The following is a 13832-nucleotide window of genomic DNA, read 5'->3' as shown; positions in this document are numbered from 1 at the left end:
AAAAAAGTTAATGATTAACTAAGATTATATTCATATTAAACTATAAAGATTTTTCATCAAATGTTACATTTAATTTTCCGCCCTGTGAATCTCAAGAAATAGGCAAATTTAAAAAAAACAGTTTTTGGGTTATCGGGATTATCTGTTGAAATAATTTAATAAGTGTTAGAACCAATTTTAAGTTGTTCTTTATAACTGTTATCAACTAAAAGTTTAATCAAATCTTTAATAGTATAGTCACTTTTACTTCATTGACCCGTTTGTGATCAATAATATGAAGAACTAATAGTATCAGTTAAATTTACTGGATAACTAATTTTCCCTTCATTATGATACGTTCCTTGCTTAATAGTATATCTAACTAAAGTAATGTTTACTCATATATTGAAAAACAAAATCAATCGCTTTTTTAATATTTGGTCAATAATTTGGTAATATTTTTCTTATATTATGTTTTATAGCAAATCAAAAATGTTCAATTGGATTTAAATTAGGAGAATATGGTGGAATAAATAATAGTTTGCATCCAGCATTTTCAATTAATTGTTGTGTTAATTTAGATTTATGAAACGTTGCATTATCTAAAACTATAATTTGTCCATGCTTTAATACTGGAATGATTATATTTTTTACATATGATTCAAAAATTTTACTGTTGCAATGTCCTTCAAATGCTCATAGGGCTTTTAATTTACCTTTATTTAGTGAACGAATTATACTCATTCTTTTTATTTTATATGCGGGTTTATTATCAAATAATCTTTTACCTTTTTCAGATCAACCATATTTATAAAATTCATTATCATCAATTCCAGATTCATCAATATATACTAAATCTTCATTCATTATTTTAGCTATTTCTTTTAAAAAATCTTCTTGTTTATTTTTATCTCTTTGTTCATATAGAAAAGTTTTTTTATATGTATAATTTAGTTTTTTGAAATAGTTATAAAATATTTCTTTAATCATATCACCAAATTTTTCAATTACTTTTCGAACTGTAACATCTTTATTTTGCGCTAAATAATTTTTTAATTCATCTAAATCCTTTATTTTGTGGCTATGTCCTTTTTGATAATTCAAAATTGGTTTTATATGCCCAGTTTCTTTTTTTCTTTTTCTTCATAATAATAAAGTCTTTCTAGTAATATTGAACACTTTACAAATTTCTTTAATTTTCATGTTTTTACTTTCATAGGCTTCTATTACTTTTCTTCGTAAGTCTTCACTGTATGGTTTTGGCATAATTTAATCTTCCTAATCTATTTTAAATATTGCTGAATTGTAATTTTAAATTCAAAAACTGTTTAAATTACATATTATTATTTTACATTATTTATGAGTAAACATTACTTTAGTTAGCTATATATTGATGAATCTGGAATTGATGATAATGAATTTTATAAATATGGTTGATCTGAAAAAGTTAAAAGATTATTTGATAATAAATCCGCATATAAAATAAAAAGAATGAGTATAATTGGTTCGCTAAATAAAGGTAAATTAAAAGCCCTATGAGCATTTGAAGGACATTGCAACAGTAAAATTTTTGAATCATATGTAAAAAATATACTGATTCCAGTATTAAAGCGTGGACAAATTATAGTTTTAGATAATAGACATATTCCGTAAATAAATTTTTTAAAAGTCAATTAATAATTTAAAATTTATTTTATAATTTCTTTATTAATAAATTAATAAGGTGTTGATAAAAATGAATTTTGAAAATTTAAAAAAATTAAAAAATGAACAATTTTATAGATATTTTGGTATAAGACGTTTTCATTTTGATGAAATGTTAACAAAATTAATTGAAATAGAAAATTTAAAAAAACTAAAGGTAGAAAATATAAACTTTCAGTTGAAGAAAGATTGATGATGACTTTAGTATACTGAAAAGAATATTATACTTTTTTCCAAATGAGTATTAAATATAAAATGAGTGCATCAAGTTGTTTTCGAAATATTACTTGAGTAGAAAATAAACTTAGTGATGACAAAGATTATCAGTTTTTAAAAAAAATATGAATCAAAAATTGAGAAAAAACAAGAAGATTTAAATGAATTTCAATTTTATTTAATTGATTCAACTGAAATTGAAATTGAAAGACCAACTAAAAAAACTACAGTTAGAATATTTTTCTGGTAAAAGTTGAATGTTTTCTATAAAATTTCAAATTATATATGACTTTTTTAATAAAAAAATTGTTGATATTTTTGCTGATAATGGAAAAGTACATTATTTTCAAATATTAAAAAATTCAAATCTTGAATTTTCAGAAAAAACAATAATTATTGGTGATTTGGGATATCAAGGAATACAAAATATTTATAAAAATACTATATTACCAATTAAAAAACTAAAAATAAAAAATTAACTAAACAAGAAAAAATCTACAATAAAATTATTTCAAAAATTAGAATTAAAGTTGAACATGTTTTTGCTTGATTAAAAAGATTCAAAATTTTAATAAATAAATGTAGAAAAAGTATATTTAGACTTATGTACTTAAGATTTAACTTACTTTGTGAAATTTTTAATAAAACAAAACCATTAAAATAAAAAAATATTTTTAATATTTTTTTAAAAATTTAAATTTTTATCAAGTTAATATAAAAATAATATTAACAATTTTTGTGTTTGAAATATAAATTTATTTTTAAAGTATTTTTTTAAAAATATTAACTTCTATAATTATTAACACTAAAAAATTTATAAATATTATTATTGACAATTGATTAAATTTATTTACGGAATATGTCTAATGCAACGTTTCATAAATCTAAATTAACACAACAATTAATTGAAAATGCTGGATGCAAACTATTATTTCTTCCACCATATTCTCCTAATTTAAATCCAATTGAACATTTTTGATTTGCTATAAAACATAATATAAGAAAAATATTACCAAATTATTGGCCAAATATTAAAAAAGCTATTGATTTTGTTTTTCAATATATGAGTAAACATTACTTTAGTTAGCTATAGATATTGAGTCGAAGACTTTAATGTAGTTATAGAACGTGGATTTAATAATAAATTAAATGCTCGTAGTTCAGAAAAAATGCAAGCATTAATAGGTCATATATTTAGTTTACTATATCAATATTATATTCCAGAAAAACATGAAATATTACCAAGACAATGACAAAGTTGATATAGAATAAATTTTAATATTGATGATAATTTTTTAATTAAATGAACTAAAGAAATATCGATTAAATTAGCAAATGAATTAATAATTAAACAAAAATGAAATATAACAATATCAAATCATGATGAAGCAGATAGTTTATTAATTGGTTGATATTATTTAAATAAGGAGAAATAATGTAAGACTTATTAGAATTTATTATGAGATTAATATTATTACCATTATGAATAATAATTGCAATAATATGAATAATAATTTTTTTTACTGGAAGAAATTGTTTAGAAGATGAAGATTTATTTAATTAAGGAAGTGAATTAATGCAAAAACCAAAACAAGAAAAAGTATTATTAAAATGTATTGTTAAAGATTGTAATAGTAGAGTATTAGTTACTTTAAATTCTTTAAATATAGAAGATAGTATAAGCCAATTTTTTAATATGTGTTATTTTCATAAAAAACAATTTAAAAATAAAGTAAAAGAAATGAAAGAATATTATAAAAAATTTTAAATAAGTATAAAAAAAATAATGTTGTATAATTTAACAAAATTTAATATAATTTTTTAACTCATAACTTTATATTTTTAAAATCAATGATTTTTTTATGTTTAAAATAAAGAATTATAAAATTATGAAATATTTTAGTCCAAGTTATTGATTTAAATTATGAGTATTATCTGCAACATTATTTAATGATAAAACTATAGGTATTAATGTTAAGTCAATTGATAATAAAAAGATTAAAGATTGAGTTAGTAACAATACTAGTTTAGAATCAATAAATGAACCAAACAGTTTTACAAATACAAGTAATTATCAATCATATAGTTTAAATGAAACAAATGAAAATATTAATCCATTTTATCAAACAGAATTAAAAACAAGTACACATAAACATCGTCATAAAAAAAGCAGAAGAATTAAAAAACAAGTTATGCAACACCCAAGGACGTCTAAAGAAATTTTGCAATTAAATGAAAAATTAATTATTAATCAAAATAATCGAAGAGAATATCAAACTAGTTTTCAAATTATTATCAATGAATTAGTTGATAGAGGAGTATTAAGAAGAATTAGAGATTTAAATTTATTAGTTAATCCTGATTTTATTTCTGAGGATAATACTATTTTGGCTTTAAATTCTGAATCAAATTATGGTTATTTTAGACTTCCAGTTGAAATTAGAGGAGAACAAAATGGACAAAGTTTTTCTAGAAATTTAGAATTAGTTTTAAGAACAGATAATTTATATGTAGAAGGATTAATGGTTAATAATAATTATTATCATTTTGATTTTAGTAATATTGATAATAGAAGACAACCTGCTGCTGTTAGAGATGGTTCAGTTCCACATTTAACAAGAATTGATAGAACAAATAATATTAATTTAAGTAACATTCGACCAGATTATATAGATTTATTACCTGATGAATTAAGTCATAGAATTTATTGAACTGATATTTATCAAGCATTTTTGGAAATATCTAATATAGAAAGTATTTCTTTATATGATAATATTCGTTATTCCTTGGGAAGAGTAATTGTAATTACAGCAGAATCATTAAGATTTTGATCACTACATACTCATATTATTCAACAATTAATTAATAATAATGATGGATATATTGTTTTACAACGTAATATTGAGAATCCTATTTATAGCTAACTAAAGTAATGTTTATTCATAAATAATGTAAAATAATAATATGTAATTTAAACAGTTTTTGAATTTAAAAGTACAATTCAGCAATATTTAAAATAGATTAGGAAGATTAAATTATGCCAAAACCATACAGTGAAGACTTACGAAGAAAAGTAATAGAAGCCTATGAAAGTAAAAACATGAAAATTAAAGAAATTTGTAAAGTGTTCAATATTACTAGAAAGACTTTATTCTTATGAAGAAAAAGAAAAAAAGAAACTGGGCATATAAAACCAATTTTGAATTATCAAAAAGGACATAGCCACAAAATAAAGGATTTAGATGAATTAAAAAATTATTTAGCGCAAAATAAAGATGTTACAGTTCAAAAAGTAATTGAAAAATTTGGTGATACGAATAAAGAAACAGTTTATAACTATTTCAAAAAACTAAATTATACATATAAAAAAACTTTTCTATATGAACAAAGAGATAAAAATAAACAAGAAGATTTTTTAAAAGAAATAGCTAAAATAATGAAGAGTCTTTTTAAAAATCTGTGTATCTTTTTACAAAGTTACTAGTTTAGATTAATTATATCTTCAAATTTTATCATAAAATGAGCAATTGCTGTATTTCAATTTTTAATGGGCATTGTTCATTTTTTTGTTATATTTTCAATTGCTAAGTAAAATATTTTAAAAACTGCCATATCATTTGGAAAAAAATTTTTTATTTCTAATAACTTTTCGTAATTGACTATTAACGGATTCAATAGCATTTGCTGTATAAATAACTCTTTTGATTTCTGCAGGATAACTAATAAAAAACATTAGACATATTCCGTAAATAAATTTAATCAATTGTCAATAATAATATTTATAAATTTTTTAGTGTTAATAATTATAGAAGTTAATATTTTTAAAAAAATAATTTAAAAATAAATTTATATTTCAAACACAAAAATTGTTAATATTATTTTTATATTAACTTGATAAAAATTTAAATTTTTAAAAAAATATTAAAAATATTTTTTTATTTTAATGGTTTTGTTTTATTAAAAATTTCACAAAGTAAGTTAAATCTTAAGTACATAAGTCTAAATATACTTTTTCTACATTTATTTATTAAAATTTTGAATCTTTTTAATCAAGCAAAAACATGTTCAACTTTAATTCTAATTTTTGAAATAATTTTATTGTAGATTTTTTCTTGTTTAGTTAATTTTTTATTTTTAGTTTTTTTAATTGGTGATATATTATTTTTATAAATATTTTGTATTCCTTGATATCCTAAATCGCCAATAATTATTGTTTTTTCTGAAAATTCAAGATTTGAATTTTTTAATATTTGAAAATCATGTACTTTTCCATTATCAGCAAAAATATCAACAATTTTTTTATTAAAAAAGTCATATATAATTTGAAATTTTATAGAAAACATTCAACTTTTACCAGAAAAATATTCTAACTGTAGTTTTTTTTAGTTGGTCTTTCAATTTCAATTTCAGTTGAATCAATTAAATAAAATTGAAATTCATTTAAATCTTCTTGTTTTTTCTCAATTTTTGATTTTCATTTTGTTTTTAAAAACTGATAATCTTTGTCATCACTAAGTTTATTTTCTACTCAAGTAATATTTCGAAAACAAATTGATGCACTCATTTTATATTTAATACTCATTTGGGAAAAAGTATAATATTCTTTTCGGTATACTAAAGTCATCATCAATCTTTCTTCAACTGAAAGTTTATATTTTCTACCTTTAGTTTTTTTTAAATTTTCTATTTCAATTAATTTTGTTAACATTTCATCAAAATGAAAACGTTTTATACCAAAATATCTATAAAATTGTTCATTTTTTAATTTTTTTAAATTTTCAAAATTCATTTTTATCAACACCTTATTAATTTATTAATCAAGAAATTATAAAATAAATTTTAAATTATTAATTGACTTTTAAAAAATTTATTTACGGAATATGTCTATTAAATTATCTCAATTTTTATATCATGATTTAGCAATTTGAGGATATTGTTTATTTCATTTACTTTCAAAAGATTCTAAAGCTTGCATTGCTTGTTCTTCACTAGATGCACTATAAATTGGTTTTAAATCTGTAACTAGTGATTTTCTATGTTTGTATGAAACATATTTTAAACTATTTCTAATTTGATGAACTATGCATAATTGATGTTCGGTTTTAGGATAAACTGATTGTATTGCTTCTGACATTCCTGTTAAATTGTCGCTACAAGCAATAAGAATATCATTTAAGCCTCGATTTTTCATTTCTATGAAATTAGATAATCAAAACTTAGAACCTTCATTTTCACTAATTCATAAACCTAAAACATCTTTTTTACCTTCTAAATCAACTCCTAGTGCTATATAAACTGATTTGTTAATAATGCGTTTATCTTGTCGTACTTTAACTACTATACAATCAAAATAAACAATCGGATAAACACTTTCTAATGGCCGATTTTGTCATGCTTTAACATCATCAATAAAATCATCAGTAATTTGGCTAATAACACTTTCACTAATATCAGTACCATGATATAACTCTTGTAACTGCATTCTAATATCTGATAAAGTCATGCCTTTGGCATATAATGAAAGAACTTGTTGATCAAAACCATCAAATCTTATTTGCCTTTTTGCAACTATTACTGGCTCAAAATTAATATTACGATCTCGTGGTACATTAATCTCAATTTTACCTTGTTGAGTTATTAATTTTTTTGAACTTATACCATTACGAGCATTATCACTATTATTATGTTGATTTTTTTCATATCCTAAATAATTTTGCATTTCAGAATTCAACATTTTTTCAACTAATCTTTTTGTTAATTCTTTATATAAATCTCCCTCTTTAAAAACTGTTGTTAAATCTTCAGTATTTTCTAGTAATAAATCTACTGCTTTTGATATTGGGTCATTATTATTAATATTTTTTTAGACATAAGTAACTCACTCTTTCTATTTATTTAATTTTATTTACTAGAATTAATTAAACATAGTTATTTTTGTAAGTTACACAAATTACTAAACATTACCTAAATATGATAATAATTTTATTGAAAAAATAAAAGAAATTAAAGATTCAAAAAAATAAAATAATTATTTTATTATTGAGGTAATTTTATATCTTCATAAATGGGAAATTTATTTAAAAGTATATCAACTTTTTTTCTTAATTCATGTAAACCATCATCATTAATACCCTTAGGTAATTTTCAAGCACTAATAATAATCTTTCCTAATTCAATAAACTGCTCTTCTTTAAAACCTCTCGTTGTCATTGCTGGACTACCAAAACGAACACCACTAGTAATAACAGCTGGTAAAGGATCAAAGGGAACACCATTCTTATTAGCAACAATATTAATCTTTTCTAAAATATCAACAGCTTCTTTGCCATTTAAACCGTTAATATTAGTAACATTAACAGTTAATAAATGATTATCAGTTCCACCCGCCACTACATGAAATTTTGCATCAAGAAAAGTTTTTGCTAATGCTTGCACATTTTTAATTACTTGCATTTGATAAGTTTTAAATTCTGGTGTTAATGCTTCATAAAAAGCTTGTGCTTTTGCTGCAATAATATGTTCCAATGCTCCACCTTGATTACCAGGAAATACCGCACTATCAATTTTCTTTTTTAATTCTTCAGTGCAAAGAATAGCGCCACCACGTGGTCCTCTTAATGTTTTATGAGTTGTTGTTGTTGTAATATCAGCATAACAAATAGGATTTTGATGTAATCCAGCAGCAATTAATCCAGCAATATGCGCCATATCAACCATTAAATATGCTCCAACAGTATCGGAAATTTTACGAAACTTTGATCAATCAATAAGTCTTGAATAAGCACTAGCTCCTGCTACAATAATTTTTGGTTTACATTCTTTAGCAATTTTTAAAATTTCATCATAATCTAAATATTCATCCTTTTTACTTACACCATAATTAACACCGTGATAAATTTTACCAGAAAAATTAATTTTATAACCATGAGTTAAATGACCACCGGCATCAAGTTCCATACCAAGAATAGTATCACCTGGACGTAATATAGCAGCATATGCTTCAGCATTAGCTTGACTACCAGAATGAGGTTGTACATTAGCATGAAAATTACCTTTTTTACATTGACCTGGTTTATGATTACAATTAAATAATTGTTTAAAACGCTCTATTGCCAAATTTTCAATTTTATCAACATTTTTGCAACCATTATAATATCTTCTCCCTGGATAACCTTCTGCATACTTATTAGTTAATATTGTTCCAGCAAGTGTAAGTACAGCTGGTGATACATAGTTTTCTGAAGCTATTAATTCAATATGATTTTGTTGACGTTGTCATTCATCTTTCACAATTTTTTTTAATTCTGGGTCAAGACCTTTATTAAAAGATTTATCCATTTTTAAACATCCTCTCTTTAATAATTTAATAGTAAAATTATTTTAGTTTTGCAACTCTTAATTGATGTCTTTTTTCATCACTTGTTTTAGTATTTAAAAATAATTTCACAAGTTCTACTGCTTTATAATCAGAAATAATTCTAGCACCTAGTGCTAAAACATTAGCGTCATTATGAAGCCTTGCCAATCTTACTATTTCTTCCTCATAGCAAAGAGCACAACGAACACCATTAATACGATTGGTAGCAATGCTAATACCAATACCAGTACCACAAATTACAATACCAAAATCTGCTTTTTTACTAACAATAGCATTTGCAACATTAAAACCAAAATTAGGATAATCAACAGGTTCACTGCTATTTGTTCCTAAATCTAAAATTTGATAGCCTTCTGTATGTAAAAATTTAATAATTGGTTGTTTAAATTCATAAGCGGTATGATCATTACCAATAGCAACTACTAAACCATTAGTTTTCAACTTTATCACTTCCTTAGTTTAAATATTAGTTTTATTATACCTATTAATTTTAAAATTAATATATTTTCTTTTTAAAATAATTTTTATTACAAAAAGAAAAATATTTTTTTCCTATAATAATCAATTTTAGTCATTATTGCTATTAATAAATATGTTAAAATACTGCTAAAAGAAAGGTGAGATTCTTATTATGAAAATTAAAAAAATGATCGGAAATAAGTATGCATTAATTATTGAAAAAGATGAAATGATTATTAAAACTTTAGAGCAATTTGCTATTAAAGAAAACATAGGAATGGCACAATTCCAAATGATTGGTGATATTACTAATGTCACTTTAGGCTACATTCCTAAAAAAAGTACTGATTATGTAAAAAAATTTTCTTGAACAATATGAATTGTTATCAACAATTGGAACAATCATTTGAGATGAAAAAGATAGAAATAAACCAATTATTCATTGTCATACTACTTTTGGTGATGATAATTTTAACGTAATTGGTGGTCATATGTTAGAAGCGAAAGTTGCTATTAAGGCCGAAATTTTAAGTAATGAAAAAATATCACAAGTTATTGATAATAAAAGAATAATGTTTATTAATCTATGTAACTTACAAAAATAACTATGTTTAATTAATTCTAGTAAATAAAATTAAATAACTAGAAAGAGTGAGTTACGTATGTCTAAAAAACAAAATATTAATAATAATGATCCAATATCAAAAGCAGTAGATTTATTAATAGAAAATAATGAAGATTTAACAACAGTTTTTAAAGAGGGAGGTTTATATAAAAGACATATTCAGTAAATAAATTTTTTAAAAGTCAATTAATAATTTAAAATTTATTTTATAATTTCTTTATTAATAAATTAATAAGGTGTTGATAAAAATGAATTTTTAAAATTTAAAAAAATTAAAAAATGAACAATTTTATAGATATTTTGGTATAAAACGTTTTCATTTTGATGAAATGTTAACAAAATTAATTGAAATAGAAAATTTAAAAAAAACTAAAGGTAGAAAATATAAACTTTCAGTTGAAGAAAGATTGATGATGACTTTAGTATACTGAAAAGAATATTATACTTTTTTCCAAATGAGTATTAAATATAAAATGAGTGCATCAAGTTGTTTTCAAAATATTACTTGAGTAGAAAATAAAATTAGTGATGACAAAGATTATCAGTTTTTAAAAACAAAATATAAATCAAAAATTGATAAAAAACAAGAAGATTTAAATGAATTTCAATTTTATTTAATTGATTCAACTGAAATTGAAATTGAAAGACCAACTAAAAAAAACTACAGTTAGAATATTTTTCTGGTAAAAGTTGAATGTTTTCTATAAAATTTCAAATTATATATGACTTTTTTAATAAAAAAATTGTTGATATTTTTGCTGATAATGGAAAAGTACATGATTTTCAAATATTAAAAAATTCAAATCTTGAATTTTCAGAAAAAACAATAATTATTGGTGATTTGGGATATCAAGGAATACAAAATATTTATAAAAATACTATATTACCGATTAAAAAAACTAAAAATAAAAAATTAACTAAACAAGAAAAAATCTACAATAAAATTATTTCAAAAATTAGAATTAAAGTTGAACATGTTTTTGCTTGATTAAAAAGATTCAAAATTTTAATAAATAAATGTAGAAAAAGTATATTTAGACTTATGTACTTAAGATTTAACTTACTTTGTGAAATTTTTAATAAAACAAAACCATTAAAATAAAAAAATATTAAAAATATTTTTTTAAAAATTTAAATTTTTATCAAGTTAATATAAAAATAATATTAACAATTTTTGTGTTTGAAATATAAATTTATTTTTAAAGTATTTTTTTAAAAATATTAACTTCTATAATTATTAACACTAAAAAATTTATAAATATTATTATTGACAATTGATTAAATTTATTTACGGAATATGTCTAAAGAATTAACAAAAAGATTAGTTGAAAAAATGTTGAATTATGAAATGCAAAATTATTTAGGATATGAAAAAAATCAACATAATAATAGTGATAATGCTCGCGATGGTATAAGTTCGAAAAAATTAATAACTCAATAAGGTAAAATTGAGATTAATGTACCACGAGATCGTAATAGTAATTTTGAGCCAGTAATAGTTGCAAAAAGACAAAGAAGATTTGATGGTTTTGATCAACAAGTTCTTTCATTATATGCCAAAGGCATGACTTTATCAGATATTAGAATGCAGTTACAAGAGTTATATCATGGCGCTGATATTAGTGAAAGTGTTATTAGTCAAATTACTGATGATGTTATTGATGATGTTAAAGCATGACAAAATCGACCATCAGAAAGTGTTTATCCGATTGTTTATTTTGATTGTATAGTAGTTAAAGCACGACAAGATAAACACATTATTAACAAATCAGTTTATATAGCACTAGGAGTTGATTTAGAAGGTAAAAAAGATGTTTTAGGTTTATGAATTAGTGAAAATGAAGGTTCTAAGTTTTGATTATCTAATTTCACAGAAATGAAAAATCGAGGCTTAAATGATATTCTTATTGTTTGTAGTGACAATTTAACAGGAATGTCAGAAGCAATACAATCGGTTTATCCTAAAACCGAACATCAATTATGCATAGTTCATCAAATTAAAAATAGTTTAAAATATGTTTCATACAAACATAGAAAATCACTAGTTACAGATTTAAAACCAATTTATAGTGCATGTAGTGAAGAACAAGCAATGCAAGCTTTAGAATCTTTGGAAAGTAAATGAAATAAACAATATCCTCAAATTGCTAAATCATGATATAAAAATTGAGATAATTTAATGGTTTTTATTAGTTATCCTGCAGAAATCAAAAGAGTGATTTATACAACAAATGCTATTGAATCTGTTAATAGTTAATTACGAAAAGTTATTAGAAATAAAAAAGTTTTTCCAAATGATATAGCAGTTTTTAAAATATTTTACTTAGCAATTGAAAATATAACAAAAAAATGAACAATGCCCATTCAAAATTGAAATACAGCAATTGCTCATTTTATGATAAAATTTGAAGATAGAATTAATCTAAACTAGTAACTTTGTAAAAAGATACACAGATTTTTAAAAAGCCTCAATAAAAGTAATTTTCATATTTGAAATTTATCTTAATTTAAGGAAAATCTTAAAAAAATGGTCATACTAGTAATAATATGACCATTTTTTTAAGATTTTCCTAATGAACCAAATTCTGTTAATAATTCTTTAGCTTTAAGTTTAATTGCTTCCATTCCTGGCTTAAAAATTTTTCTAGGATCAAACCCTTTATATTCATTAAGTTTTCCTTCCGTAACATATTTTTCAATAACTGCGGCGAATACTTCTTGTAATTCAGTATTAACATTAATTTTACTAATTCCTAAATTAATAGCTTTTTTAACCTGATCTTTTGGAATTCCAGAACCACCATGTAATACCATTGGCTTATTTGAAGCTACTGATAAATTTTTTAACACATCAAAATTTAAACCATCTCAATTTTTAGGATACTTTCCATGAATATTATTTATTCCGGCTGCTAAAAAGTCAATTCCTAAAGCTGCTAATGATTTACAATCTTCCTCACTAGCAATCTCACCACTACCAATAACTCCGTCTTCTTCACCACCGATAGTACCTGCTTCTGCTTCAACAGATGCATTTTTTTTCTTAGCATAAGTAACTACTTCTTTGGTGCCTTTTATATTTTCATTAAAATCTAAATGAGAACCATCAAACATAACTGAACTAAAACCAGCATCTAATGCTTTCTTACAAGAATCTACTGATTGACCATGATCTAAATGTAATGCCACTGGAATAGTAATATTTAAATCATTCAATAACGCTAAAGTCATACTAACAACTGTGTTAAATCCACCCATGTATTTAATAGCACCTTCTGAAACACCTAAAATAACAGATGATTTAGTTTCTTGTGCAACTTCAAGAATAGATCTTGTTCATTCTAAATTATTAATATTAAAGTGAGCAACAGCATATTTACCTGCTTTTGCTTTATCAATCATATTTTTTGCACTAACAAATTTATTCATTTCTTTTCCTTCTTTCTTAAAATATTATAACCTTATATTATA

At 22.4% G+C, this 13832-nt stretch carries 22 protein-coding genes and 2 pseudogenes; 15 read left to right on the top strand and 9 right to left on the bottom strand.

The features are described from left to right. Nucleotides 1-357 precede the first annotated feature (357 nt). The gene (locus tag ABWV63_RS03780) at nt 358-1245 is read right to left on the bottom strand and encodes an IS630 family transposase (RefSeq protein WP_353306876.1); all 888 of its coding nucleotides are present in this window, start codon (nt 1243-1245) and stop codon (nt 358-360) included. A gap of 225 nt (nt 1246-1470) precedes the next feature. Between ABWV63_RS03780 and ABWV63_RS03775 the strand changes: the two genes are divergently transcribed. From ABWV63_RS03775 to ABWV63_RS03735, 9 genes and pseudogenes are all read left to right on the top strand, one after another. Further along, nucleotides 1471-1632, top strand: coding sequence for a hypothetical protein (locus ABWV63_RS03775; protein WP_353306875.1), 162 nt, complete (start codon nt 1471-1473; stop codon nt 1630-1632). Between the two features lie 82 nt (nt 1633-1714). Beyond that, nucleotides 1715-1888 (top strand): hypothetical protein, encoded by a 174-nt coding sequence (locus ABWV63_RS03770; protein ID WP_353306874.1) that lies wholly within the window; start codon nt 1715-1717, stop codon nt 1886-1888. After that, complete coding sequence (locus ABWV63_RS03765; protein ID WP_353306873.1) at nt 1873-2118, top strand: transposase family protein; 246 nt, start codon at nt 1873-1875, stop codon at nt 2116-2118. Before ABWV63_RS03770 ends, ABWV63_RS03765 begins: the two co-directional genes overlap by 16 nt. A gap of 38 nt (nt 2119-2156) precedes the next feature. After that, nucleotides 2157-2378, top strand: coding sequence for a hypothetical protein (locus tag ABWV63_RS03760; RefSeq protein WP_353306872.1), 222 nt, complete (start codon nt 2157-2159; stop codon nt 2376-2378). A gap of 386 nt (nt 2379-2764) precedes the next feature. Further along, nucleotides 2765-2986, top strand: a pseudogene (locus ABWV63_RS03755) (transposase); the annotation flags it as partial. Beyond that, nucleotides 2949-3335, top strand: coding sequence for a hypothetical protein (locus ABWV63_RS03750; RefSeq protein WP_353306871.1), 387 nt, complete (start codon nt 2949-2951; stop codon nt 3333-3335). The pseudogene ABWV63_RS03755 and the gene ABWV63_RS03750, both read left to right, overlap by 38 nt. A gap of 140 nt (nt 3336-3475) precedes the next feature. Next, the gene (locus tag ABWV63_RS03745; protein ID WP_353306870.1) at nt 3476-3667 is read left to right on the top strand and encodes a hypothetical protein; all 192 of its coding nucleotides are present in this window, start codon (nt 3476-3478) and stop codon (nt 3665-3667) included. 121 nt (nt 3668-3788) lie between these two features. Beyond that, nucleotides 3789-4823, top strand: a complete 1035-nt coding sequence (locus ABWV63_RS03740; RefSeq protein WP_353306869.1) for a hypothetical protein — start codon at nt 3789-3791, stop codon at nt 4821-4823. A 113-nt stretch (nt 4824-4936) separates the two neighbouring features. Next, nucleotides 4937-5383 (top strand): IS630 transposase-related protein, encoded by a 447-nt coding sequence (locus tag ABWV63_RS03735; RefSeq protein WP_353306868.1) that lies wholly within the window; start codon nt 4937-4939, stop codon nt 5381-5383. On the opposite strand, the gene ABWV63_RS03730 is transcribed toward ABWV63_RS03735, so the two are convergent. The 7 genes from ABWV63_RS03730 to rpiB form a co-directional block, all read right to left on the bottom strand. After that, on the bottom strand, nt 5380-5511 hold the full coding sequence (locus ABWV63_RS03730) for a hypothetical protein (RefSeq protein WP_353306867.1): 132 nt from the start codon (nt 5509-5511) through the stop codon (nt 5380-5382). The genes ABWV63_RS03735 and ABWV63_RS03730 overlap by 4 nt on opposite strands. Then, nucleotides 5498-5632 carry a transposase gene (locus ABWV63_RS03725; protein ID WP_353306866.1) on the bottom strand — a complete coding sequence of 45 codons (135 nt, stop codon included), beginning with the start codon at nt 5630-5632 and terminating at the stop codon, nt 5498-5500. Before ABWV63_RS03725 ends, ABWV63_RS03730 begins: the two co-directional genes overlap by 14 nt. Before the next feature lie 202 nt (nt 5633-5834). Continuing rightward, nucleotides 5835-6242 carry a transposase family protein gene (locus ABWV63_RS03720; protein WP_353306865.1) on the bottom strand — a complete coding sequence of 136 codons (408 nt, stop codon included), beginning with the start codon at nt 6240-6242 and terminating at the stop codon, nt 5835-5837. Between the two features lie 23 nt (nt 6243-6265). Next, a complete protein-coding gene (locus tag ABWV63_RS03715; protein WP_353306864.1) occupies nt 6266-6688 on the bottom strand; it encodes a transposase family protein in 423 nt (140 codons plus the stop codon). A 78-nt stretch (nt 6689-6766) separates the two neighbouring features. Then, nucleotides 6767-7669, bottom strand: a complete 903-nt coding sequence (locus ABWV63_RS03710) for an IS256 family transposase (RefSeq protein WP_353307166.1) — start codon at nt 7667-7669, stop codon at nt 6767-6769. A gap of 266 nt (nt 7670-7935) precedes the next feature. After that, nucleotides 7936-9237, bottom strand: coding sequence for a serine hydroxymethyltransferase (gene glyA, locus ABWV63_RS03705; RefSeq protein ID WP_353306863.1), 1302 nt, complete (start codon nt 9235-9237; stop codon nt 7936-7938). A 37-nt stretch (nt 9238-9274) separates the two neighbouring features. Continuing rightward, nucleotides 9275-9718, bottom strand: coding sequence for a ribose 5-phosphate isomerase B (gene rpiB / locus ABWV63_RS03700; protein WP_353306862.1), 444 nt, complete (start codon nt 9716-9718; stop codon nt 9275-9277). Between the two features lie 190 nt (nt 9719-9908). Here rpiB and ABWV63_RS03695 point away from each other — a divergent pair. The 6 genes and pseudogenes from ABWV63_RS03695 (at nt 9909) to ABWV63_RS03670 (ending at nt 12618) form a co-directional block, all read left to right on the top strand. Next, nucleotides 9909-10341: pseudogene (locus tag ABWV63_RS03695) on the top strand (PPC domain-containing DNA-binding protein). 57 nt (nt 10342-10398) lie between these two features. Further along, on the top strand, nt 10399-10527 hold the full coding sequence (locus ABWV63_RS03690; RefSeq protein WP_353306861.1) for a hypothetical protein: 129 nt from the start codon (nt 10399-10401) through the stop codon (nt 10525-10527). A gap of 163 nt (nt 10528-10690) precedes the next feature. Next, complete coding sequence (locus tag ABWV63_RS03685) at nt 10691-11032, top strand: transposase family protein (RefSeq protein ID WP_353306860.1); 342 nt, start codon at nt 10691-10693, stop codon at nt 11030-11032. Between the two features lie 23 nt (nt 11033-11055). Then, on the top strand, nt 11056-11463 hold the full coding sequence (locus ABWV63_RS03680; protein ID WP_353305654.1) for a transposase family protein: 408 nt from the start codon (nt 11056-11058) through the stop codon (nt 11461-11463). A gap of 195 nt (nt 11464-11658) precedes the next feature. Further along, nucleotides 11659-11802, top strand: a complete 144-nt coding sequence (locus ABWV63_RS03675; protein WP_353306859.1) for a hypothetical protein — start codon at nt 11659-11661, stop codon at nt 11800-11802. A gap of 6 nt (nt 11803-11808) precedes the next feature. Continuing rightward, entirely contained in the window at nt 11809-12618 is an 810-nt protein-coding gene (locus tag ABWV63_RS03670) for an IS256 family transposase (protein ID WP_353307165.1), read from the top strand. 302 nt (nt 12619-12920) lie between these two features. On the opposite strand, the gene fba is transcribed toward ABWV63_RS03670, so the two are convergent. Next, entirely contained in the window at nt 12921-13790 is an 870-nt protein-coding gene (fba, locus tag ABWV63_RS03665) for a class II fructose-1,6-bisphosphate aldolase (protein ID WP_353306858.1), read from the bottom strand. Nucleotides 13791-13832 lie beyond the last annotated feature (42 nt).

Origin of the sequence: Spiroplasma ixodetis (genome assembly GCF_040369795.1) — a bacterium.
Taxonomy (GTDB): Bacteria; Bacillota_I; Bacilli_A; order Mycoplasmatales; family VBWQ01; genus Spiroplasma_E; species Spiroplasma_E ixodetis_B.
The sequence above is the reverse complement of the archived record's forward strand: the minus strand, read 5'-3'. Positions and strand labels throughout refer to the sequence as shown.